Source organism: Moraxella sp. 179-F 1C4 NHS (assembly GCF_045370505.1).
Taxonomy (GTDB): domain Bacteria; phylum Pseudomonadota; class Gammaproteobacteria; order Pseudomonadales; family Moraxellaceae; genus Faucicola; species Faucicola tetraodonis.
Genome location: NZ_JBIQEC010000028.1, coordinates 1 through 23862 on the forward strand (window position 1 = coordinate 1; position 23862 = coordinate 23862).

Here is a 23862-nt window from a genome sequence, read left to right on the forward strand (position 1 = left end):
GGCTAGCGTTCTGCTGAAAATTGCAAAAGTTGAACCCCAAGTGCTACTGCGCGTTGCTCATTAAAAACTTTTGCTGTTAAGAATAGTTAGCATTTGTTTGATTGACAACTTGCTATACAAGAATGGGGGGCTAAAAGCTCTTATTTTTTGCCCAAAATAAAATGTCTAAAAAACCACCGCTTTATAGACTGAATAGCCACCAATTCTATTGATTTCCATGGCTTTATCCTGATGAGATTATTCATTTGTTGGTAAGGTATTGAATATCTATTAATATTTAATACCTAATTTCTTTAATTTTGAAATCAGTGTTGTTGGATTAATACCTAACAGTTTAGCCGCACCCTCATCACCAAAAATTTTACCTTCACATAGTTTGATGGCCAGTTGAAGATTTTCAGTTTCTAACTGTTTAAGCTGTTGTATCGATAGGACTTGCTCGATTGCTACGGCTTGATTATGCTGTATGGTTTGAGAGGGTTCTTGTTCGAGCAAATATTGGAAAGAAACAGCACCGTGTTTGGCAGTGATTAATGCCCGTTCCAGCACATTTTGTAATTCACGAATATTACCGGGCCAGTCATAACGTTGCAGTTCGACGATATGCTTTTGTGAAAAAGGTAAATAAGGCACTTTACGATTCTCACTGATCAGCTTGGTAAAGTGCGAGACCAGTAAAGGAATGTCCTGTTTACGCTCGCGTAATGCAGGAGAATGGATCGGGAATACATTCAGACGGAAATATAAGTCTTCACGGAAGTTTTTAAGCTTCACTTCTTCTTTTAATTTTCGATTGGTGGCTGCAATAATTCTGACATCAACGTGTCGTGTTTTCTCTTCGCCAATTCTTTCAAAAGTCCCTTCCTGCAATACGCGGAGCAATTTGCTTTGTAATTCGAGTGGGATTTCGCCAATCTCATCTAAAAATAAAGTTCCTTGATCGGCAAGTTCAAAGCGTCCAGCCCGATCACGAACTGCGCCTGTAAAAGCCCCTTTCACATGTCCGAAAAATTCGCTCTCGAATAATTCAGAGGGGATTGCCGCACAGTTCACACGAATGAGCGGATGCTGTTTGCGGTGACTGGACTGGTGGATAGCGCGTGCAATCAGCTCTTTGCCTGTTCCTGATTCTCCATAGATCATGACATTGGCATCAGTGGGTGCAACCACTTTTATTTTTTCAATAATCTGTAGAATAGCAGGGCTATTGCCCACGATTTCATGATATTGATTTTCTTGTAAAATTTCTTCTTGTAGATATTCATTTTGTTGCTCTAGGCGACTTTTTAAATCTTGTAATTCTTCAAGTGCATGAGTGAGTTGTTTTTCTGTATTTAAACGGTCAGTAATATCTCGGAAAACCACCACAGCACCAATGATTTCACTGTCACGGATGATGGGCGTACTGGTAAATTCAACTGGAAAATAGCTGCCATCACGTCGCCAAAAAATCTCTTGGATTCCTTCATGAACAATTCCATCTTGTACGGCAGCATAGATGGGACATTCTTCAACAGGGTAGTGTTTTCCATTTTCATGGGTATGATGATGAACCTTATGAATATTTTTACCAAGCACATCTTCGGGTTGTAAGCCAAGCATTTTTGCACCAACAGGATTAATAAAGGTACATAGTCCTTGTTTGTTAATACTGTAAATACCATCACCCACGGAACTGAGTAATAAATGTTTGCCTGTATCTGAGTCAATAAACAGCTCTTGTAAAGCTTGCCATTCTTTTAGCCCTGCACGAATGACCTTGTCTGCATTTTTATTCAATTGGCGTAATTCTAAATCCTTAACATCGACCAATGACCAAATAAGTAAATTTTTATTTTTATAAGGCAGACGAATGGCAGTGACATCCAATTGTATTTTTTCACCTTCTTTATCAAAAGCATATAACTCATTGTTCCAAGCATAACCCTTGCTTAGTGCCTCATCTGTAAAAGCCATGAGGTGTGGTAACTGGTGAATGTGTCCAAAAACAGAAGTAACTGTTTTTGCAATCAATTCATGTCGTTCATAGCGTAATAATTGAGACGCGCTAATATTCAAATCAATAAAGCGATTTTGGTGTGGGTCGACCACGATTAATGCTTGAGATGTATGCTCAAAAGCAAGCGGACGAATCGAATCTTCAGAAGACGCCCAATCAGAAATAAAGTCAATATTATTCATGCTATGAAAAACCGTAATCTTAACTATGAATCTTCATAATACTACGAAAAACCGTAGCTATTCAACACATTCTTATTTTTATAAAGCTCCCTTAAATAAATAATAAAAGTATATTTTTCAATAACATAAAAATTTTAAAACAGTATTTTAATCATGTTGGCATGGTTCTCGCAATAACAAGGATAGACCAAAACAGTTGGTTGAATCGAAACCGTAAATATGAGGAACGGCTATGCCTAAAGTAGATATTGAACAATATAAAGATGGTGATTTTCTTGTCGATTATGAAGAAAAGGTATTTGAGGATGTAAAAGCTCAACCGGGTGAAAAAGCATTGGTGACATTCCATACCGTTGCCTTTGAAGGTTCTATTGGTTTGGTCAATGTCTTACAAGCAAAACGATTATTACGTAAAGGCTTTGAAACTAAAATTTTGCTCTATGGTCCAGGTGTTCAGTTGGGGGTACAACGTGGTTTTCCAACCTTGGGTGCAGAAGCATTCCCGGGACATTTGGCGGTCAATAATCAATTAAAAGTATTTATGGCAGAAGGCGGTGAAGTCTATGCCTGTCGTTTCGCCTTACAAGCACTTTATGGGCAAACTGAAAAAGCTTTAATGGAGGGAATTCGTCCGATTAATCCTCTCGATGTGATGGATCTCAAACTTTTGATGCGTCGTGACAATGCATTAATTATTGATACGTGGACTGTTTAAGTATTTAAGAAAAAAAGGGGAATAAGTCATGAGCCAAATCATTAAAGCGGCGGCAGTTCAATGTAGCCCTGTGTTGTATAGCCAAGCGGGTACAGTCAAGAAAATCTGTGACACGATTTTGGAGTTGGGGCAGCAAGGTGTGCAGTTTGCCGTATTTCCTGAAACCGTGGTGCCTTATTACCCTTATTTTTCTTTTGTGCAACCACCGTTTGCCATGGGTAAAGAACATTTAAAGCTATTGCATGAATCGGTTGTCGTGCCATCGGCAGCAACAACTTTAATTGGACAGGCATGCAAAGAAGCGAACATAGTGGTTTCTATTGGTATTAATGAGCGTGCAGGTGGCACGATTTATAACGCTCAATTGTTGTTTGATGCTGATGGTTCGATTATTCAGCATCGTCGTAAGATTACCCCAACTTACCATGAACGTATGGTGTGGGGACAAGGCGATGGCAGTGGGTTGCGTGCGATTGATTCTGCTGTCGGGCGTATTGGATCACTGGCATGCTGGGAGCATTATAACCCTTTGGCTCGGTTTGCTTTGATGGCGGATGGTGAACAAATTCATGCAGCGATGTTTCCGGGTTCACTCGTGGGGCAGATTTTTGCAGATCAGATCAGTGCCACCATTCAGCACCACGCTTTAGAGTCGGGCTGTTTTGTGGTGAATGCCACAGCATGGCTTGATCCAGAGCAACAACAACAAATTATGCAAGACACTGGTTGTGAACTGGGTCCAATTTCTGGGGGATGTTTTACGGCCATTGTTTCTCCAGAAGGTAAATTTTTGTCTGAACCGATCACACAAGGCGAAGGCTATGTGATTGCCGATTTAGACTTTGCCTTAATCGAAAAACGTAAACGGATGATGGATTCTGTTGGGCATTATAGTCGTCCAGAATTACTTAGTTTATTGATTGATCGTCGTCCTACCTCAGTTTTGCATGAGTTAAAGCTAGAGAATCCATCGAATAACAGCATCGAAAAAGTTTCTGAATTTGCCGAAGTACAAGCATAGACACCCCGTTTACAAAATAACAGGAGAAGATCATGTCTGCGATTGAATTACTCAGTGATTTGCAATGTAACGGGTTGAAATGGGAAGGTGAGGTTGGACTTTCTCGCAAAGGTGGCGCTGGTCCAAGCGATCATAAAGCCATGACCTTGAGTGGTCAGACGCTCATGATTCCGGTGTTAAACCTTGCCTCACAGGATTCTCCTTATACGGGTAAAAAAGATGCTGCAACAGGTGAGGTGATTGTCTTTAAAAACCGCATACCTGTTGCAACGTTAACTTCGCCAACGCGACCACGATTCTATGATTTAACTACAGCAGAGGGCATTCCGTATGAACAGATTGCTACGCTGCATAGCCATGATGTGTTGGCAACAACGGTGTTGCAACATTGTATTCGCATGAATGATAAAACAACGGCATGTCAGTTTTGTTCGATTGATCAGTCTTTAAAAGATGGGCGCGCGATTATTCGCAAGCGCCCCGACCAATTGGCTGAAGTGGCGAAGGCAGCCGTAGAACTGGATGGGGTGACTCAGATGGTGCTGACCACAGGAACACCGAATACACCTGATCGCGGTGCAGCCATTTTATATGACTCAGTTGTTGCGATTAAGGCGAAAGTCGATTTACCGATTCAAGTGCAGTGTGAACCACCTGATGACTTTTCTTGGTTTCGAAAATTAAAAGATGCAGGAGCAGTATCCATCGGGATGCATCTAGAAGCCGTAAGTGATCGGGTACGCAAGCAAATTATGCCGGGTAAGGCAGAAGTATCACTTGCGTTCTATTTTTCTGCGTTTGAAGCAGCAGTGAAAGTCTTTGGACGAGGGCAAGTCAGTACTTATATCTTGGCTGGTTTAGGAGATACCGAACAAGAAATTATCAGCATGACGGAACGTCTAGCAAAAATAGGGGTTTATCCCTTTGTAGTTCCTTTTGTGCCGATACAGGGAACGGCTTTAGAGCATCACCCCAAACCTGATTCAGCATTTATGCAAATACTTTATCCCCAAATTGGCACGCAGCTTCGCCAGTATGGTTTGAATTCACAGGATACGCAGGCAGGTTGTGCAAAATGTGGGGCTTGTTCTTCACTCAGAGCTTATGAATAAGGAGTTGATGATGAAATTATCTAACTATGCATGGTTAATTGAGCTCAATGAAGAGCTGAAGCAATTTGTCACGGATGACATTATTATCAAAGTTGTAGCAGAAGATTGGGAGCGTCACCAATATTTTCAATTGCGTGAAGCAACGTTCCGTGATGAGCAGAAAATTTTAAAAGAAGATCGTGATGAACATGATTTCAAAGCTCTAGCGATTGTGGCGATTGGACAAATATTTGGGGAACATGATCGTGTCATTGGTGCTGTTCGTATTTTCCCTGAAGCTGAACAGACATGGTGGGGCGGGCGTTTGTGTGTTGATCCTGTATACCGTCATCAACATGCAATTGGTAAAGCGTTGATTAATGCAGCCGTATCCACTGCCAAACATTTAGGCTGTACCACATTCCTTGCGACGGTTCAGCAACAGAACGAACGTTATTTTCAAAAGTTGTGTTGGGACACTGTACATGAGCTAAATGTTGCAAATCTTCCGCATGTGCTCATGCAGGCTCAAGTTGAAAATTACCCATTACAACATGTGGTGATGCAAGCTTATAGCTATAGGGAGGTCTGCTGATGAGACTTTCAGAACTATTACTACAACTGCAAATCACTCCAGCAATGCAGTCTAAGCAAGATATTCATGCGATTAAATCGCAGTTGAATCTGAACATTCACACTCTACAAGATTTATATGCATTACCTGTGGATGATGCTGCTGCGATGCAATTCGGTGAACAATATTTATTGCATGCTTGCGAAGGAATGCTACCAAGTTTTGTGGCTAAGCACCCTTATTTTGCAGGATGGTCTGCGGTGATGGCAAATGTGAGCGACATTGCAGCAATGGGTGGGCGAGCTTTAACTGTGGTGAATAGTTATTGGCATACCGATACACAAAGTGGTCAACAGTTATTTGCTGGCATGCAAGCAGCTTGTGATGCCTATGGCGTAAAGCTTGTGGGTGGACACACCAATATTCATACAGATTTTCAACCTACGCTCTCCGTTGCCATACAAGGATTGGCGAATCATTTGCTCTCGGTCTTTCATGTTCAAGCGGGGCAGAAGATATTAATTGCACTGAATATGCAGGGCAAATTCCATGAGCAAACCACCTATTGGAAATGTTTTGAACATGTTCCTGCTGCGGTTTTAAGGACTCAGTTGGAAGTATTGCCCGAAATTGCAGAACAGCATCTCGCGTATGCGGCACGCGACATCAGTAATGCAGGAATCTTAGGCAGTTTGTTAATGCTACTTGAGGCAACGGGATCAGGAGCGAATCTTTGGTTAGATAAGATTCCGAAACCGCAACATACAGATTGGGTGAAATGGCTTCAAATTTTCCCAAGTTATGGCTTCTTACTGACTGCCGATAGCGAAGAATGTGAGGACATCATTAAATTATTTGCTTCACAAGATATTGATTGTGCGGTGATTGGTGAGGTCACAAATTCTGGCAAGGTACAGATTCAGCAGCCGAATGAGCAACAGATTTTTTGGGATTTTCAAAAACAGGCTTTTACTGGGCTGAATTATCAAAAAGTCCTTGCACAAGCTCCATTTTCCCATTTTTCCCTACATGTACAGCAACAGGAGCCAACATTATGCCAAGTGTAAATTTTACCGTGAAATGGCCAAATGGTGAGCTGATTCAATATTACTCTCCATCCACGGTGATTTATGAATATCTATCTAAAGGACATTCATATCCAGCAATACAGTTTTTAACGTTGGCTGAAGATGGGTTATCTGCTGCATCAGAACGAGTACGAGTACGTTATGGCTTTGCATGTAGTTCAGCCATGGACAGCCTATCCACGATTAAGCGCCAAGCTAACTTATTCGCCTTAAAAGACGAAGACCAAATTGAAATTACTGAAATGCACAATGAATAAGGGGAAAAAGATGCTTAATATGCAAATTCAAGATTTACAACCAAATTATGACGTCGTGATTGTTGGTGGTGGTCAGGCAGGGTTATGTATCAGTCATTATTTAAAAAAAGCAGGGATTGATCATGTGATTCTAGAAAAAGAATCAGAGTTGACCCATAGCTGGCGTAGTAAACGATGGGATAATTTCACTTTGGTTACCCCCAATTGGCAATGTTTGCTTCCAGAGCATCCATATAACGGTAATGACCCTGACGGATTTATGAAAAAAAATGAAATTGTTGAATATCTCGACGACTTCATTGAAAAATTGAATCCACCAGTTTTATTAAATGTTCAGGTTAACCATGTTGCAAAAATTGCACCTCAACACTTTGAAATTGAAACCAGTTTAGGCACAACTACTGCTAAACAATTAGTTGTAGCGGCTGGTGGGTATCACACCCCAATTTATCCAAAACTAAGTGATCAAGTACCTGAACAAGTGTTGGTAATGCATTCAGAACAATATTTTAATGTGGAACAGTTACCTGAAGGTAATGTTTTGGTTGTCGGTTCAGGACAATCAGGTGCCCAAATTGCAGAAGATATACATTTGGCAGGTAAAAAGGTTTATCTTTCTACGGGAGATGCACCACGCTGTGCGCGTTTTTATCGTGGTAAAGACGTAGTGAAGTGGCTTTATGAAATGGGTTATTACGAAACAACCGTCAAAGATCACCGATATAGTGAAGAGGTTCGTAACAGCACTAATCATTATGTGACTGGGCGCGATGGTGGTCGTGATATTGATCTACGTAAATTTGCATTAGAAGGTATGCGATTGCTTGGACGATTTGAGGACTATAAGGAAGGTCAGTTTGTCTTCCGTCCAGATTTAATCCAGAACCTAGACATGGCAGATGCAACTTACAATCGTATTAATGCCTCTATTGATGACTATCTAGAGAAAAATAATATTGTGACTGAAGAGCCAGCATCTGTATATCAGCCACTTTGGCAGCCAGAACAGGAAATTACCCATATTGATTTAGTTGAAGAGAACATCACTTCAATCATTTGGTGTATCGGATTTAGACCAGACTATTCTTGGATTGATTTAGATATATTCCAGACAAATGGATATCCAAAACTTGATCGCGGTATTACCGTTGACCCTGAAGTAAGCTTTATTGGTTTACCTTGGTTAAACACATGGGGTTCAGGACGTTTTATGGATGTTGCTAAAGATGCTGAGTTTATTGCTGATCATCTCATTCAACAATTAAATGTTACACCTCTGCATATATCTTCAACATTATCATCATTGGCTTAATTATCAGGCATCTGAATAGTCTTAACTTTCGGCTGCATCAAATCTCCAATATTGTTAAAAAACATAGGGTAGCCAAAATGAATCAACAACCTTTTGTAATTAATACGGCTTTGTTGCACAAAGATTTAAAAACTATGGCTTTGGTATAAAAAACATGCTCACTATACCCAGCCATAATTGACATAGTGAAACAATAAATCAAACGCTTTAAAATGATTTGCTAGCTTTTTCGAAAAACAGCTTGTCTTTCGAAAGGCTCGCCTAAGCCTTTGCCTAAAGCGATTGTTATTCCCTTCAATATCAACTGTATGGCGTTTACCCACCTTTTTAAAGTGAAAATCAAAGGCAGTTAAAAATCTATCCCTAATCCTGTGCATCTGTCTAAGCGGGTTATTCCCACTGAGGTTTTAGTGACTTAATCTTAAATTGGGTCACAACTATGTTGATAAACACCGAAATGAAGTCAGTCAACTTTTCATTAAAAACACTTGTTTTTGTTGAAAAATAGAACCGCTAATTATATGTCAGCGGTTTTTTCATATTAGAAATTTCTAAGTACTAATTCATGGGTGCTTATTGGAATAGCTTTTTAATAAGTTGTCAAACATACATATTGTAAGTTTATGATAAAGTAAACAATTATCAATATTCTAAAAAATGTTCGTTTTTTAGACAGATGAGATTTAATTAAAAATGTTCCAAAAAATCCCTTAAAGTATTATTTTTCGGTTTTCTGTGCTAACCTCATTATAAACTTACGTAGTAATCCCATCAATTAAATATCAAAAAAATGTATTCAATATTATATGTGATCCGAATTCTATGCTGATCCTTATCACGCAATATGCTAAGGCTTACACAAAAATTTTTGCAATCTCAATTGTTAAATTTACATTTTAAGCCGATAGCCAACGCCAACCTCTGTTAAGAAATGCTTAGGTCGTGAAGGATTGTCTTCAAGCTTTTGTCGCAAATTTGACATAAAAATTCGCACATAATGCCCTTGGTCTTGGTGCCCTTTACCCCACACTTCATCAAGGATTTGCTCATGGGTGAGCACACGCTGAGAATTGCGAATCAGTACTGAGAGTAAGCGATATTCAATGGGCGTTAAATGCACAACCTCACCATTTTTACTCACCTCACGTTGACTAGTATCAATACAAATATCACCCATTTGAACGATAGCATCACTGTCTTGGTTATTCTGGTAACGACGCAGCAACGCATTCACCCGCGCTAACAACTCACCCATACTAAAGGGCTTTGTTAGATAATCATCCGCTCCGTAATTAAGCGCTTGTATCTTATCTTGCTCATTACTACGTGCGGATAAGACGATAATGGGCAGTTTTGACCAAGTACGGATATCATTGATAATCTCAAGTCCATCACTGTCTGGCAAGCCTAAATCAAGAATAATTAAATCAGGGCGACGTGTTGCCGCTTCGATAAGGCCTCGTTGCCCAGTTTCTGCGGTATAAACGACCCATGCTTCGTCTTCTAATACTTTTTTAATAAAACGGGCAATATGGGGCTCATCTTCAATGATTAAAATCGTTTTCATAGGTTCGTTATCTAGGTCGGTAAATTCTCATAATCTGAGGGTGAATTAATCGAAATATGCGATTGATTATGTAATTGGCTAGCAAACTGTCGTTGTTCGATTTGGCTAGGTTGAGGTAGTTCTATGGTAAAACATGCCCCATGCGGTACCACATTGGTGACGCTCAGCGTGCCCCCCAAACTTTTTACCAGTTCACGACTTAAGGCTAAACCCAGCCCTAAACCGGTTACTGTGCTTTCTTGATTACCACGAGTAAAGCGTTCAAAAATCTTAGTTTGCATCTCAATGGGTACACCATCACCGGCATCAATAACATTAATTTTAAAATGATTTTGGCTATCTGATAGTGCTTGAATATGAATGGGTGACCCTAACGGTGAATAATTAATGGCATTGGTGAGTAAATTATTAAGAATTCTTGCCAATAATAATTCATCGGTATAGATAAATTGTAGGGCGTCTGGAATATCCACAATGATATCTCGAGTGCCAAGAGCAAACTCTAATTGAGTTAATATTCCACCAATCAATTCTTCAAGGCTAATCCATTGTTTATTAACGCTTATACCGCCTGATTGCAGTGACGCATAATCTAAAATATTGACCACCAAACGTCCAATGGCCCTACTTTGCTGTTGGATATCTAATGCTAGTTGATGCTGTTCTTGCTCAGTTTGTGTTAGTTGCAATAAACTTTCAGCGAGCGTGGATAATACCGCAAGCGGTGTGCGAATATCATGGGACAATGCCGATAACAGAGTTCCTCGCAGCTGCTCTGATTTTACTTGAATCACCGCTTCTTGAGCAACTTTTGCCAAATAAATTCGCTCCAATGCCAAGGCAATTTGGGCAACTGCCACATCTAAAAAACGCTGTTGTTCAGGCTGATTAAAATAACTGGTATCTTTGGGCAAGACGGCAATTACCCCTAATACTTGCCCTGAAGCTGCCAGTGGACGGTATTGCATTTTGTTCGCCGTAAGCGTGTTGGTGCCAAATCCTGCAAGCTGATTATGGTCATATACCCACTGCGTCACTGCCCAATCAAATTCTGACGGTACGGCGGTATCACTCACCAAGTTTAACCGACCTTGATTGTTGGGCGTGACAACTAATGCATAACTGGCTAAATGTTGTAATAACCACAGCGTCGCATGGTCAGCAATCTGTTCAGTTTTACGTGCCGCACTTAAGCCTTGGCTTAATTCACTTATTGATTTGGCTTGCAGCTCACGACGACGAGCGGATTGGGCTTGAAACCGTAACCCAACCGCTAAGTTATTAATTAATAAAGAGACGACAATCAACACCCCAAAGGTCAATAGATATTGTACATCGCTTACCGAAAAAGAAAATTTTGGCTCAACAAAGAAAAAATCAAAGCTTAATACGCTAACGATAACCGCAAAAATCCCAGGAAAACGACCGAAACGTACCGAAACAAACACGATTATCAGTAAGTACAGCATTAAAACATTAGCTAAATCCAGCCATTGGGTGAGTTTAGCAAGTGAGGCAGTGACCAACGTACAACCCACGGTTGCGACCAGATAGCCCCTTACGTTATGGTTTGCCCATAACTCTTGATAATTCGGCGTTTTGCTAATGAGAGAAGCTGATGTATTCGGGGTGGTGTCAGCCACTTGATTAACTATGATTAAGTCAAGCTTGGTGTCTTGTTTACCGATTTGCTCGATCAAAGAATTTCGCCAACACCCCAATTTGGGTCGTTGTTGTCCAATAACAATGCGTCCAATATTAAACTGATGGGCATAGCTCGTCAGTCCTTCAGCAACACTATTGGCGGTAATAATCTGGGTCGTTGCCCCCATGTCTTCCGCCAAACGTAGGGCATCTAAGATTTTTTGCTTATTTTTGGAAAGGTTAGATGGGGTTTCCACATGGGTCACATACCATTTGGTATGCAAGCTACCCGCAAGTCTAGCAGCATGGCGAATCAGGCGTTCATTATTACCAGTACTACTTAAGCCGACTAATAGTTGGTCTGTGGTGTTCCATATTGGTGAAATCCGTGCCTGTTTACGATAATTGCGCATATCGGTATCAACACGGTCAGCAGTACGACGCAGTGCCAATTCACGCAAGGCTATCAGATTGCCTTTGCGAAAAAAGTTTTTTACTGCATTTTTGGCTTGATTGGGCAAATATACCTTGCCTTCCTCTAACCGTGTTAATAGTTCATCGGCAGGCAAATCGACCAACACCACTTCATTGGCAGCATCAAAAAACCAATCCGGTAGTGTCTCTCGCACCGCTATGCCGGTGATTTGATTGACCACATCATTAACACTTTCTAAATGCTGTACATTTAAAGTAGTATAAACATTGATGCCTGCATTGATTAGCTCTTCCACATCTTGCCATCGCTTAGGATGACGGGAAGTCGGCACATTGCTATGGGCCAGTTCATCAACCAACAGAATATCTGGGTGAATCGCTAAAGCGGCATCGATATCAAATTCTTTAAGGGTTTGTCCTCGATAGTCAATTTGCTTGAGTGGTAAAATCGTTAAGTCTTCGAGCAAAGCAGCGGTTTCGCTACGTCCATGCGTTTCCACAATGCCGACAAGTACGTTAAAGCCCTGAGCTTGGGCTTGTCGTGCTGCCATCAGCATATCGTAAGTTTTACCCACACCTGCTGATGAGCCAAAGAAAATCTTGAGCTTGCCTCGGGTCGTGGTCAACGTCTCTGCCTCAATTTGATTGAGCAGCTCATCAGGGTTGGGGCGGTTATCAGTCATGCCTTACTCTTACGCTTACTTTATTATTGTGACTTAGCCAGTTTATCTAAAGCCACGTTGACTGCCAAGACATTGACAACCGGCTCACCTAAAACGCCAAATAGTGGGGCTTGGGTATTATCACGAATGGCTTTTTTAACCGTATCTACGCTAATGCCTCGTTGTTTGGCAATACGACCCACTTGCCATTCAGCAGCTGCAGGTGAGATATGGGGGTCAAGACCACTGGCAGAGGTAGTCACCAAATCAAGCGGGATTGGGGCGGTATTGGTGGGGTCGCTTGCTTTTAATTTGCTAACGGCGGCTTGCACATTTTTCGCCAGCTCAGGGTTTAGAGGACCTAAGTTACTGCCCGTTGAAGCTTTAGCATCGTATTTTGCCGCTGACGGGCGTCCCCACAGATATTTAGGGTCATCAAAGTTTTGCCCAATTAGGCGTGAGCCAATCGTTTTACCTTGGCTATCTTTATATAGACTACCATTAGCTTGCGTTGGCATCATCAGTTGCGAGACGGCGGTCATCCCCAGCGGATACAGCACCCCTAGAATCATGCTTAAGATGATAAACAACAGTAATGCCGGTTTTAGCATGGCAAATTGAATGGCAGATTGGTTGTTATTATCGGTATAGATTGTCGTATTCATCGTATTTCCCCTCAGGTTATGCCAAATGCAAGGTGTTTAAAATCACATCAATCACTTTAATCCCAATAAATGGCAGTATTAATCCACCTAAGCCGTAAATTAACAGGTTGGTGCGTAGCAACGTCGCTGCTTTGGCAGCACGGTATTTCACGCCTTTTAACGCCAGTGGAATCAACGCAATGATGATTAACGCATTAAAGATGACGGCAGATAAAATGGCACTGGTTGGGCTACCTAAATGCATGATATCTAACACTTTTAACGCAGGGTAAGTGCTGGCAAAGGCAGCAGGAATAATGGCAAAATATTTTGCCACGTCGTTGGCAAGGCTAAAAGTCGTTAAAGCACCACGGGTCATTAGCATCTGTTTGCCTGTTTGCACCACTTCAATGAGTTTGGTGGGGTTGGAATCTAAGTCCACCATATTCGCCGCTTCTTTTGCCGCTTGGGTACCACTGTTCATGGCAACAGCCACATCGGCTTGTGCCAAGGCAGGGGCATCATTGGTACCGTCACCAGTCATGGCAACCAGTTTACCTTGCTCTTGGTAACTACGAATACGAGCCAGTTTTTGCTCTGGGGTGGCTTCTGCCATAAAATCATCAACGCCTGCTTCTGCGGCAATCGCAGCGGCGGTTAAGGGATTGTCTCCAGTAATCATCACAGTACTAATGCCCATGCTACGCAGTTCAGCAAATCGCTCTTTAATGCCTGTTTTTACAATGTCTTTTAGCTCAACCACACCCAGTACTTTTTTACCATCGGCAATGACCAGTGGCGTACTACCACGGCGAGCGACTTCTTCGACTTGGTGTTTAATGTTGTCTGACATGATGCCACCTGCCTGTTCAACCCAGCGGGCAATGGCATCAAAGGCACCCTTACGGATTTGTCTGCCGCCAATATCGGTACCACTCATCCGAGTTTGGGCAGTAAATTCAATCGCTTCGTAAGGCCGAGTTTTAAAATTAGCATCAGTCAAATTAAACTGCTGTTCCGCCAGTTTAACAATACTGCGTCCTTCTGGGGTTTCATCGGCCATTGAAGCAAGCATCGCTGTTTCTGCCAATTCACTGGCAGTAATACCTTGTGTTGCCACAAACTGCGACGCTTGGCGATTCCCGTAAGTAATGGTGCCTGTTTTATCGAGCATTAACACATCGACATCGCCTGCGGCTTCGACCGCACGCCCTGAGGTGGCAATCACATTGGCTTGCATCATACGGCTCATCCCAGCGACGCCAATGGCTGATAACAAACCGCCAATCGTGGTCGGGATTAAACAAACCAGCAATGCCACCAAAATCACCAGCGACGTTGGAATACCTTGACCTGACGCTTTGACGGCAAATTGTGAAAAAGGCAGTAATGTGACGCACACCATTAAAAAGATAAACGTTAACGCCACCAATAAAATGGTTAACGCAATCTCATTGGGCGTTTTATTGCGTTTTGCCCCTTCGACGAGTGAAATCATACGGTCTAAAAAGCCTTGTCCAGCCGCTTGGGTAATACGAATGATGAGCCAGTCTGACAATACCCGAGTCCCACCCGTCACCGCATTAAAGTCGCCACCGCTTTCGCGAATCACAGGGGCTGACTCTCCCGTAATCGCTGATTCATCCACCGAGGCTAAGCCTTCAATCACTTCACCATCGGCAGGAATCACTTCACCGGCTTCTACCAATACGATATCGTCTTTATCCAATTCTGTGGCAAGCACGGTCATGGTGGCAGTACGGTCTTCGATATTAAGGAGTTTACGGGCTTTGACGTCTTGACGAGCCTGTTTAAGGCTAGCGGCTTGCGCTTTGCTACGTCCTTCTGCCAAGGCTTCGGCAAAATTGGCAAACAAAATCGTAAACCATAGCCAAAGGGTTACGCTCAAATCAAAGCCAAACTCTGAGCGATGTTCGGGGGAAATTAATGCTTGAATCGTTAGTAACGTGGTTAAAATACTGCCCACATACACCACGAACATCACCGGATTACGCCACTGTACTTTAGGGTTTAGTTTAGCAAACGTTTCTTTTAACGCAGGTTTGACCAAATTAGGGGCAAACATGCTTTGTGGTGTTTTTTTATGATGAGGTTCATTCGGCTGATGGTTTGTATTTATGGGCTGATTAGGACTAATAGTTTGTGTCATGATAAATTCCTTTAATGTGAGTCTGCGACGGCTACTGGTGCATCCAGATTTGCTCAATAATTGGGCCGAGTGCTAACGCTGGGATAAAAGTCAAAGCCCCAACCAATAACACCGTGCCGATAAGTAGCCCAACAAATAGTGGCGTAGTGGTTGGTAGCGTACCGTTATTGACAGGTAATCGTGGTTTTTTCGCCAGTGAACCTGCCAATGCCAGTACGGGTAAAATAACCCCAAACCGACCTAGCAGCATGGCAATCCCCAACATCACATTATAAAAAGGAGTATTGGCACCCAGTCCTGCAAAGGCAGAACCATTGTTGTTTGCCGCCGAACTAAAAGCATATAAAATCTCACTAAAGCCATGAGCAGATGGGTTAAATACCCCGGCTTGACCTGCCTCCGTCATCACACTAATCGCTGTACCGATGAGTACTGTCAACGGTGCAGCAAGCAGTCCTAATACCACCATTTTCATCTCATACGGTTCGATTTTTTTGCCCAAATATTCAGGGGTACGACCAATCATCAGTCCTGACACAAACACGGCCAAGATTGCGAACAACAACATGCCATAGAGACCGGCACCGACACCGCCAAATACCACTTCACCTAGCTGCATTTGGAGCATGGGAGCCAGACCGCCCATGGGGGTAAACGAGTCGTGCATGGCATTGACGGCACCACACGACGCCGCCGTGGTAATAGTCGCAAACAGGGAAGACGCCACGATGCCAAAACGGGTTTCTTTACCTTCCATATTGCCGCTCATATCAGGCGACACCAGACCACTGACTTGGTTAGCCAACCAAGGGTTGCCTGCCAATTCACTGCTGACAGTGAGCCAATACATGCCTAAAAACAACAGCGTCATCGCCGACAAAATCACAATACCTTGACGCAGATTGCCACTGATTTTTCCTAAGCAGAAACATAACGCTGTTGGAATTAAGAAAATGGCGAGCATCTCAATAAAGTTAGAAAGTGCAGTAGGATTTTCAAACGGATGTGCTGAATTGGCATTAAAAAAACCGCCACCATTCGTGCCTAACATTTTAATCGCTTCTTGCGAGGCAACAGGTCCTAGGGCAATATTTTGGACCGCCCCTTGTAATGTGCTGACACTGACAGTTGATGATAAGGTTTGAATCACCCCTTGGCTTACTAATAACAACGTAATAACGATGGCAATGGGCAACAAAATATACAGATTGCTTCGCCACAAATCGACCCACGCATTGCCAATACCTTGGGCGTTTTTACGGGTTAACCCACGTATTAACGCAAACGCCACCGCAATCCCGGTTGCTCCTGATAAAAAGTTTTGCAATGACATACCTAGCATTTGGGTCAGGTAGCTCATGGTAGATTCACCACCATAGCTTTGCCAGTTGGTGTTGGTCATAAAGCTGATAGCAGTGTTAAAGGCTGAATGCCAAGTGGGTGCGGAAAATTTTTCTGGATTGAGCGGTAAAATGCCTTGTAGCAATTGCAACCCGAATAATGCCACTAAGCCAATGATGTTAAATAGCAAAATTGCTATGGCGTACTGTTTCCAGTTCATCTCATCACTGAGTTTGCCGTGATTGTCCACGCCTAACATCCCAAAACGGGAAAACCAGCGTTGTTCATTGGCAGATAAAGGGGCTTGCATCCGCTTCACCATAAATCCTGCTAACGGATAGGCAAGCATAAATAATACCGCAAGGTATAAAAGGACTTGAATGAAGGCAGAGGAAGTCATTAAAACTCCTCCGTTTTGATAAGGACGTACACCAGATAGATAAATAACCCGAGTGCCATCAACCCTGCTAACGCTTGCATAGCCAACTCCTTGATAGATTAAGCATAAAATTTGTCAATGCTTATTATTACCAAGAAGCTTGTAAATTTGCCGTTAATTGTTAAAGTGCAGATATAAAGAAAGTGTAAAGATAGGGTTTTTAGTTTGCAGATTAGTCTTTACAATTTAATAAGCTTTACCTTGTAAATTTTAAGTCAACTCAACACTTGTTATTATTGAAAATAAAAGACCGACCTTTTAATGCGGTCTTTTGCATTCTGATATTTGGGGTCAGCACAGAATTCGAACCATATTGTACGCTAAAGAATTCAATGTTGATTTCTAGTACATTGTTTAATCCAAAAATTGGTCACTTAAACATTGGCTCACCATCAATGGTAGTAGATAGCTTTCCTTGCTGCCAATGGAGTCGTGGTGTATCTTCACTATGCAACTTTGAAGTTTGTCCCGAATGCTCAATGACAATGCCTTGTTGATCGATCACTGCAGTACCAATGACATACGTGTAAACATAGCTACTCTTAGCTTTGGCAGAGACACTAGGATTAAAGACACACTCTACAATTTGGTCGCCATACTGCATACGCATTTTCGGCTGTAGCGAAGCAATTGATACCGCACCATTGCTAATGGCAGAGTATACAGAGAATACGATTCCAACCCGACCACCTATTAATTTTGCAATGTCACTATTAATTTCGACTCTTTCAACACCAGGCTCGCTAGTGCTAGCGCCAGTAACATCACCCAAGTGTCTGATAAAAGGAAATTTTTCCAAAGCGCCCATTTGCTTTGGTGCATGTATATAATGCATTTTTTTCTCACCTTCAATCAAAATGCCTACCCTTAAATCTAAGTCATCGTTATCACTACAGCTATCACCATTATCCACCCAAATTGCTTCGACAATAAATGATGACTGCTGCTTTGTTAGATTCACTCTATGTGGGATATTAGGCTTATCAAGTGTAACCTTTGTTAACGAAACTTTGGTTGGTGTTGCGACATTCTGTGTCTGAGCTTTAGAAGCATCTAATGCAGGCGCTTGGCTCGATTCTGCAACTTCACCGCCATAATACTCAATCAGACTTGGTAAGCCACCATTAAATCCTTGACCAACTGCATTGAAGCGCCAAATACCGTCCTTTTTATAGCATTCCAATAGCATAATAGCGCGCTGCTGTTCAAACATATTGCCATCAAATGCAAAACTGGCTACTACCTGCCCCTGTAAGTTTAAGATGCTTATCTGGCTATTGCCAATTTGCGACATCATACCAGGTCCGTCGATCGCTAATGTCACCATCAGATGCTCAATCTTAGTGTCTAAGGCAGATAAATTAACCTCAAACACTGAGTGTTTGTCACTGTTTTTTGTCAATTTGATAGAGTTACAAGGACTAATGGGCTGATTGTAGAAAATCATATAAGCTTCATCGCTTAATCGATTTGCATGATCTAGACCAAATATTGAGACATCAATCACAAGCGAACTTGTTATATCTACTTGTAAAGAAAATGATGAGGCATTCGGCAATATATCATTGACCTTTAATTTTTGACCGCGAATCAGCTGCATAATTAGTCCTTGTTTTTTTAATTGTTGTATTTTGTAGTGGCATAGTAAACCAAGACAGCTAATAAGAGATTATAATACCTTCAGTAGAGGAATAATCTCATGACAAAAGTTAGAAATCAATACTCAGCAGAATTTAAACTTGAACTCATTAAATTAATTGAAGAACAAGGGCAAAAAGTGCCCGATGTTGCAGGACAATACAATGTTGGCAAATCAACCTTAGAAAAATGGCTACAACGATACCGTGCAGAACAATCAGGCAAACCACTCATCACAGGTAGAGCTATCACACCCGAACAACAAGAAATCCAGCGACTTAAAAAAGAAGTCGCACAGCTTAAGCTGGAACGAGACATATTAAATAAGGAGGGATAAGCGAAGCACTGCTTCGCCCCGACGCAAGGCGAGAGCTATGCTCGAGTGAGCCGCGGTGTACTTCGCAAGTCAGTCCAAATGAGGTACGCCTTTATTCAGGACAACCAACACATATGGTCTATTCGTCGCCTATGTTCTACTTTAGATGTTCATCACAGTGGGTATTATGCTTGGTTAAAAAAGCCCATTAGCAAAACCGCTAGAGAAAATCAAAAGCTATCAGGATTAATCAAACAGTTTTGGCTAGAATCGGGTGGTGTCTATGGCTATCGCAAGATTCACTATGATTTAAAAGATATTGGTGAAGCTTGTGGTGTCAATCGTGTACATCGACTGATGAAAGCAAATGGTCTTAAATCACAGCGTGGCTATCGTAAACCTCGGTCCTATGCAGGTACACCGTCTGTTGTTGCCGCGAACACGTTAGCCCGACAGTTTAATCCAATTGAGCCAAATCAATCATGGGTCACAGATATTACTTATATCCGTACACATGAAGGATGGCTATATTTAGCAGTGGTAATTGACCTGTTTTCACGTCTTGTGGTTGGCTGGTCTATGAAGTCAAGGATTGCAACAGACCTTATACTAGATGCATTATTGATGGCTTTGCTTAGAAGAAACCCTAAGAATAAAGTGCTGATTCATTCTGACCAAGGCAGTCAATATACTAGTCATGAATGGCAGACGTTTCTTAAGCATCATAATCTTGAAAGCAGTATGAGCAGACGAGGCAATTGCCATGATAATGCGGTTGCTGAAAGCTTCTTTCAGTTGCTAAAGCGTGAGAGAATCAAAAAGAAAATATATCTTTCAAGAGATGAAGCTAAATCAGATATTTTTGAGTATATTGAGATGTTTTATAATTCTAAACGCAGACACGGTTCCATTGGTCAACGTTCTCCGTTAGAGTATGAGAAAAACCATCAACAGATGGTTATGTGTGTCTAGAATTTTGGTGGCTATTCACCCAGTACAGTTTACTTGACCACTACACCAGTTATATTCTAGGTTATTACAGCCAAGTTAGACCACATAGCTTCAATATTTACTTAACACCAGTCGAGAAAGAAAAACAGTTTTTTAATCAAAATCTTTTAAAGGCTGTCTAATTAAACTTGACCACTACAACTTTGGAAAAACGGTGAGCGCTATTTAAATACCAGCTTGCAGTTTGTACATTTGGCTTTCATTGCATTATTATTGAAAAGATTGTGAACAGGTTATCAGTACAGTTCACTTCATCATTACACTTTTTGTATCTCAAATGTTCAATACAGCTAATTAATATCTCAGATCGAATTAATTTAGCAACATCCACAGTAGAAAACTTTTGTTGGTGAGCCATATTTTTTGGCATTGGTAAAGTAATTTTAAGTGAACGATCGTGCACACAAATGCTAGGTTTAACCTATTTTAATAAAGTATGGACTGATAAAATAGTTATTTAATTTATATAACACTATCAAAGATAATAGGTTTCATATGACTTCAGCCCATGATAACTCTTTTGAAAACAACTTTAATAAACCCTGGTTCGCCACTTATCAGTGCTACGGTATTTCGCCCAATATCCACATGCCTAACAAGGATACCTCTCTCATCGATATCCTTGAAAAAACGATGCAGAATCATCCTAATCGCATCGCAAGTCTCAGTATGGGTCGAGCTTTTACTTACCGCGAACTGGATTTGACCAGTCGAACCGTAGCTGCTTATTTGCAAGAGTTAGGATTAGTCAAAGGGGATAAGGTCGCGATCATGCTGCCGAACGTGATTCAATATGCAATTGTTGCAATCGCTGTATTGCGTGCAGGGCTGATATTAGTCAATGTCAATCCGCTTTATACTAGTCGCGAACTTGAGCATCAACTTCAAGATGCGGACGCCAAAGCCATTTTTATCTTAGAAAATTTTGCCCATACCTATCAAGCCATATCGCCTACCTTGGTCGAGTATGTGATTATGTGTCGCGTGGGCGATATGCTAGGTAAAGTTAAAGGCACGCTGGTTAATTTTGGAGCAAAATATATCAAAAAAATGGTACCTGATTGGCAGATTAAGCAATTTTCTTGGTTTAGCGACGTGCTTAAATCCAACCCTGCCTTGTATCAGCGTCCTGATCTGACCTTAGAAGATACCGCATTGCTGCAATATACAGGCGGTACCACAGGGGTAGCCAAAGGTGCTATGCTGACTCACGGGAACTTAATTGCTAATATTTTACAAATTGATGCCTTAGTCGACACGAGTTTTACCCAAGAAGAGCGCGAACGAGAACATGTGATATTAACCGCTTTGCCTTTATATCATGTGTTTGCCTTTACCATATGCTGCTTATACGTTTTTAGAATGGGTTACACGCAATTGTTAATTGCCAATCCACGCGATTTAGACGCCATGGTAAAAGATATTAATCGCTATTCACTGACCTTTTTTATTGGGATTAACACGTTATTTAATGCCTTGGTACATCACCCGAAATTTAGGGAAGCTGACTTTGCTAAATTAAAGGTTACGATTGCTGGCGGTATGTCAGTCAATAGTAATGTCGCTGAAGAATGGCACAGAATCACGGACACTATCATTGTTGAAGGCTATGGCTTGTCAGAATGTTCCCCTGTGGTGGCGTTTAACCCCATTCGTATTGAACATTTTACGGGCAAAATCGGGATCCCTGCTTCCTCAACGGATGTGGTATTGCTCGATGATGATGAGAGACCTGTGGCACTGGGTGAACGCGGTGAAATTGCCGTTAAAGGCCCTCAAGTCATGAAAGGCTACCACAATGCACCTACTGAAACGCTCACAGCTTTTAGTAAGACAGGCTATTTTAAAACAGGTGATATTGGGGTTATGGATGACAAAGGCTTTATTAAGCTCGTCGACCGTAAAAAAGAAATGATATTGGTTTCAGGTTTTAATGTCTATCCTAATGAAATCGAAGAAGTCATCATGCAACACCCTGATATTCTTGAATGCGGCGTTATTGGGGTGCCGAGTGATTCTAGTGGCGAAGTACCTAAAGTGTTTGCAGTTCGTAAAAATAGCCAATTAACCGAACAAGCCCTACTTAATTATGCCAAAGAGAATCTAACAGGCTACAAACGCCCACGAAAAGTCGAGTTTGTTGACAGTTTGCCCAAATCTGCGGTGGGCAAAGTGCTACGTAAGGAGTTAAGAGCGTTAGAGAAGAAGGAATAAAATAGTAGGTAGCGGTATAGGGGTCAACTAAGATTAGACAGTCTTTAAGAGATTTTGATTAAAAAACGAGGGCGTTCAGAAAACTGTGTCACGATAAATTAAAGTTTCATTACAGCATCTAATCGACCAGGGAAATGGATAGACAACTGCATCATTGTTTGTCCCAATTGTTAATTGGCATTGTCCATTTCTCCGACGCATTTAACATACCAACATATAAAAGTTTAAGCAAGCTGGTTTCATTAGGGAAAGCCCCTTTAGTCTTAGTTAGCTTACGAAATTGGCGATGCACTGCTTCAACGGCGTTGGTCGTATAAATTGGCTTTCTGACCGCTTCGGGGTACTTAAAATAAGCAGACAGTAAATGCCATTTGTCTCGCCAAGAAGCAATCACAGCAGGGTATTTACTGCCCCAAAGCCTATCGAGTTCGTCAAGGGCTAACTCAGCAGATTCCTTATTCACTGCCTTATAGACAGGCTTTAAATCACGCATAAAGGCTTTTTGGTCACGGCTTGCCACATAACATAAGCTATTGCGAATTTGGTGAATCACACATAGTTGTACCTCGGTATTAGGAAAGATAGCCTGTATCGCTTCAGGGAAGCCTTTAAGCCCATCGACACAGGCAATCAGAATATCTTGTACGCCACGATTGTGCAAATCAGTGAGTACCGACAGCCAGTAGTTTGCTCCTGAGCGAGGGAACAGCGAAGCATCGCTTCGCCCGAGCGCAAGGCGAGAGCTATGCTCAAGTGGGCTCTCGGAGCAGTACAAACCAATGAGTTCTTTGTGACCCTCGGTATTCAGTGCTAACAGCGTGTAAACGGCTTTATTGACATAGCGTCCTTCGTCTTTAACCTTATAGTGAATGGCATCGAGCCAGACAAACGGGTAGACACTATCGAGTGGTCGAGATTGCCATGCTTTAAGCTGAGGTATTAATTGGTCAGTAATACTGCTGATAGTGGCTTCGGATACCTCAAGCTGATAAATCTCAGCAATGTGGTCTTTGATTGCCCCATAGCTCATGCCATGCGAAAACAGCGATAGAATTCGGTTATCAATCTCAGGGGTGAGTTTGGTTTGGTGCTTCTTGACTAAGACAGGTTCAAATTCCCCATTACGGTCACGTGGCGTTTCAAGCTCAAAGCTACCAACGGCTGATTTGACGGTCTTTTTGCTGTAGCCGTTACGGCGATTGCTACTGGGACTTTGCTCAAGGTAGCTGTCTATTTCAGCTGATAGTGCCGCTTCGGTGAGTTGCTTTATGAGCGGGGCTAGCACCCCGTCACTGCCTGTAATAGGCTTTCCTGATTGGATAGCTTTTAAGGCTTCGTTAAAGTCAAAGTTTTGCATGGTGTCATTCCTGTTTTTCTTAACAGTTTATGGGAATGACACAGTTTTTTGAACACTACCAAAGGGTAAGCAATAGTGTTTATAGTGTGAATCATCAATAATATCTCTTTAAATGATGAACAAGCAAATAAAGTAGGTGGCTTATTTAATTTAAATGAAAATGAGATAAAGTGGTTAAAGGTTGT

The 23862-nt window shown here is 41.8% G+C and carries 16 protein-coding genes and 4 pseudogenes; 10 read left to right on the forward strand and 10 right to left on the reverse strand.

From position 1 onward, the window contains the following. Nucleotides 1-270: 270 nt before the first annotated feature. Nucleotides 271-2181, reverse strand: a complete 1911-nt coding sequence (locus tag ACH0AB_RS10400) for a sigma 54-interacting transcriptional regulator (protein WP_060995530.1) — start codon at nt 2179-2181, stop codon at nt 271-273. A 232-nt stretch (nt 2182-2413) separates the two neighbouring features. On the opposite strand from ACH0AB_RS10400, the gene ACH0AB_RS10405 reads away from it, so the two are divergent. From ACH0AB_RS10405 to ACH0AB_RS10435, 7 genes are read left to right on the forward strand one after another with little or no spacing between them, the layout of a single operon-like run. Then, nucleotides 2414-2896: an MSMEG_0572/Sll0783 family nitrogen starvation response protein gene (locus tag ACH0AB_RS10405; RefSeq protein WP_060995529.1), complete on the forward strand. Its 483-nt coding sequence runs from the start codon at nt 2414-2416 to the stop codon at nt 2894-2896. Between the two features lie 28 nt (nt 2897-2924). Beyond that, on the forward strand, nt 2925-3917 hold the full coding sequence (locus ACH0AB_RS10410) for a Nit6803 family nitrilase (protein WP_060995528.1): 993 nt from the start codon (nt 2925-2927) through the stop codon (nt 3915-3917). A 32-nt stretch (nt 3918-3949) separates the two neighbouring features. After that, nucleotides 3950-5029: an MSMEG_0568 family radical SAM protein gene (locus tag ACH0AB_RS10415; RefSeq protein ID WP_060995527.1), complete on the forward strand. Its 1080-nt coding sequence runs from the start codon at nt 3950-3952 to the stop codon at nt 5027-5029. Between the two features lie 10 nt (nt 5030-5039). Further along, nucleotides 5040-5603, forward strand: a complete 564-nt coding sequence (locus ACH0AB_RS10420; RefSeq protein ID WP_060995526.1) for an MSMEG_0567/Sll0786 family nitrogen starvation N-acetyltransferase — start codon at nt 5040-5042, stop codon at nt 5601-5603. Next, nucleotides 5603-6649: a sll0787 family AIR synthase-like protein gene (locus ACH0AB_RS10425; protein ID WP_406878118.1), complete on the forward strand. Its 1047-nt coding sequence runs from the start codon at nt 5603-5605 to the stop codon at nt 6647-6649. The genes ACH0AB_RS10420 and ACH0AB_RS10425 overlap by 1 nt, the downstream gene beginning before the upstream one ends. Then, the gene (locus ACH0AB_RS10430; RefSeq protein WP_004638769.1) at nt 6637-6927 is read left to right on the forward strand and encodes an MSMEG_0570 family nitrogen starvation response protein; all 291 of its coding nucleotides are present in this window, start codon (nt 6637-6639) and stop codon (nt 6925-6927) included. Before ACH0AB_RS10425 ends, ACH0AB_RS10430 begins: the two co-directional genes overlap by 13 nt. Before the next feature lie 10 nt (nt 6928-6937). Beyond that, nucleotides 6938-8239, forward strand: a complete 1302-nt coding sequence (locus ACH0AB_RS10435) for an MSMEG_0569 family flavin-dependent oxidoreductase (protein ID WP_406878119.1) — start codon at nt 6938-6940, stop codon at nt 8237-8239. Between the two features lie 161 nt (nt 8240-8400). On the opposite strand, the pseudogene ACH0AB_RS10440 reads toward ACH0AB_RS10435, so the two are convergent. The 8 genes and pseudogenes from ACH0AB_RS10440 to ACH0AB_RS10475 form a co-directional block, all read right to left on the reverse strand. Continuing rightward, nucleotides 8401-8601 (reverse strand): annotated as a pseudogene (locus tag ACH0AB_RS10440) (IS1 family transposase); the annotation flags it as partial. 527 nt (nt 8602-9128) lie between these two features. Next, entirely contained in the window at nt 9129-9806 is a 678-nt protein-coding gene (locus ACH0AB_RS10445; RefSeq protein WP_101964926.1) for a response regulator, read from the reverse strand. Between the two features lie 11 nt (nt 9807-9817). Beyond that, complete coding sequence (locus ACH0AB_RS10450) at nt 9818-12568, reverse strand: DUF4118 domain-containing protein (protein WP_227716698.1); 2751 nt, start codon at nt 12566-12568, stop codon at nt 9818-9820. Between the two features lie 23 nt (nt 12569-12591). Then, nucleotides 12592-13212, reverse strand: coding sequence for a potassium-transporting ATPase subunit KdpC (kdpC, locus tag ACH0AB_RS10455; protein ID WP_128682082.1), 621 nt, complete (start codon nt 13210-13212; stop codon nt 12592-12594). Nucleotides 13213-13228: 16 nt separating this feature from the next. Continuing rightward, complete coding sequence (gene kdpB, locus ACH0AB_RS10460) at nt 13229-15277, reverse strand: potassium-transporting ATPase subunit KdpB (RefSeq protein ID WP_406878122.1); 2049 nt, start codon at nt 15275-15277, stop codon at nt 13229-13231. Between the two features lie 115 nt (nt 15278-15392). Then, nucleotides 15393-17102 (reverse strand): potassium-transporting ATPase subunit KdpA, encoded by a 1710-nt coding sequence (kdpA, locus tag ACH0AB_RS10465; RefSeq protein WP_406878121.1) that lies wholly within the window; start codon nt 17100-17102, stop codon nt 15393-15395. After that, on the reverse strand, nt 17102-17182 hold the full coding sequence (kdpF, locus tag ACH0AB_RS10470) for a K(+)-transporting ATPase subunit F (RefSeq protein ID WP_072092986.1): 81 nt from the start codon (nt 17180-17182) through the stop codon (nt 17102-17104). Before kdpF ends, kdpA begins: the two co-directional genes overlap by 1 nt. A 329-nt stretch (nt 17183-17511) precedes the next feature. Next, nucleotides 17512-18741 carry a TerD family protein gene (locus ACH0AB_RS10475; RefSeq protein WP_007117301.1) on the reverse strand — a complete coding sequence of 410 codons (1230 nt, stop codon included), beginning with the start codon at nt 18739-18741 and terminating at the stop codon, nt 17512-17514. Nucleotides 18742-18840: 99 nt separating this feature from the next. On the opposite strand from ACH0AB_RS10475, the pseudogene ACH0AB_RS10480 reads away from it, so the two are divergent. The 3 genes and pseudogenes from ACH0AB_RS10480 (at nt 18841) to ACH0AB_RS10490 (ending at nt 22320) form a co-directional block, all read left to right on the forward strand. Further along, nucleotides 18841-20067 (forward strand): annotated as a pseudogene (locus ACH0AB_RS10480) (IS3 family transposase). A 177-nt stretch (nt 20068-20244) separates the two neighbouring features. Further along, nucleotides 20245-20334: pseudogene (locus ACH0AB_RS10485) on the forward strand (IS5/IS1182 family transposase); the annotation flags it as partial. A 267-nt stretch (nt 20335-20601) separates the two neighbouring features. Next, nucleotides 20602-22320, forward strand: a complete 1719-nt coding sequence (locus tag ACH0AB_RS10490; protein ID WP_095356901.1) for an AMP-binding protein — start codon at nt 20602-20604, stop codon at nt 22318-22320. A gap of 98 nt (nt 22321-22418) precedes the next feature. Here ACH0AB_RS10490 and ACH0AB_RS10495 read toward each other — a convergent pair. After that, nucleotides 22419-23677: pseudogene (locus tag ACH0AB_RS10495) on the reverse strand (IS256 family transposase). Between the last annotated feature and the right edge of the window lie 185 nt (nt 23678-23862).

Coding starts and splice junctions, on each gene's coding strand:
- ACH0AB_RS10400 (WP_060995530.1), bottom strand. CDS start 2,181: ATGAATAATATTGACTTTATTTCTGATTGGGCGTCTTCTGAAGATTCG.
- ACH0AB_RS10405 (WP_060995529.1), top strand. CDS start 2,414: ATGCCTAAAGTAGATATTGAACAATATAAAGATGGTGATTTTCTTGTC.
- ACH0AB_RS10410 (WP_060995528.1), top strand. CDS start 2,925: ATGAGCCAAATCATTAAAGCGGCGGCAGTTCAATGTAGCCCTGTGTTG.
- ACH0AB_RS10415 (WP_060995527.1), top strand. CDS start 3,950: ATGTCTGCGATTGAATTACTCAGTGATTTGCAATGTAACGGGTTGAAA.
- ACH0AB_RS10420 (WP_060995526.1), top strand. CDS start 5,040: ATGAAATTATCTAACTATGCATGGTTAATTGAGCTCAATGAAGAGCTG.
- ACH0AB_RS10425 (WP_406878118.1), top strand. CDS start 5,603: ATGAGACTTTCAGAACTATTACTACAACTGCAAATCACTCCAGCAATG.
- ACH0AB_RS10430 (WP_004638769.1), top strand. CDS start 6,637: ATGCCAAGTGTAAATTTTACCGTGAAATGGCCAAATGGTGAGCTGATT.
- ACH0AB_RS10435 (WP_406878119.1), top strand. CDS start 6,938: ATGCTTAATATGCAAATTCAAGATTTACAACCAAATTATGACGTCGTG.
- ACH0AB_RS10445 (WP_101964926.1), bottom strand. CDS start 9,806: ATGAAAACGATTTTAATCATTGAAGATGAGCCCCATATTGCCCGTTTT.
- ACH0AB_RS10450 (WP_227716698.1), bottom strand. CDS start 12,568: ATGACTGATAACCGCCCCAACCCTGATGAGCTGCTCAATCAAATTGAG.
- kdpC (WP_128682082.1), bottom strand. CDS start 13,212: ATGAATACGACAATCTATACCGATAATAACAACCAATCTGCCATTCAA.
- kdpB (WP_406878122.1), bottom strand. CDS start 15,277: ATGTTTGCCCCTAATTTGGTCAAACCTGCGTTAAAAGAAACGTTTGCT.
- kdpA (WP_406878121.1), bottom strand. CDS start 17,102: ATGACTTCCTCTGCCTTCATTCAAGTCCTTTTATACCTTGCGGTATTA.
- kdpF (WP_072092986.1), bottom strand. CDS start 17,182: ATGCAAGCGTTAGCAGGGTTGATGGCACTCGGGTTATTTATCTATCTG.
- ACH0AB_RS10475 (WP_007117301.1), bottom strand. CDS start 18,741: ATGCAGCTGATTCGCGGTCAAAAATTAAAGGTCAATGATATATTGCCG.
- ACH0AB_RS10490 (WP_095356901.1), top strand. CDS start 20,602: ATGACTTCAGCCCATGATAACTCTTTTGAAAACAACTTTAATAAACCC.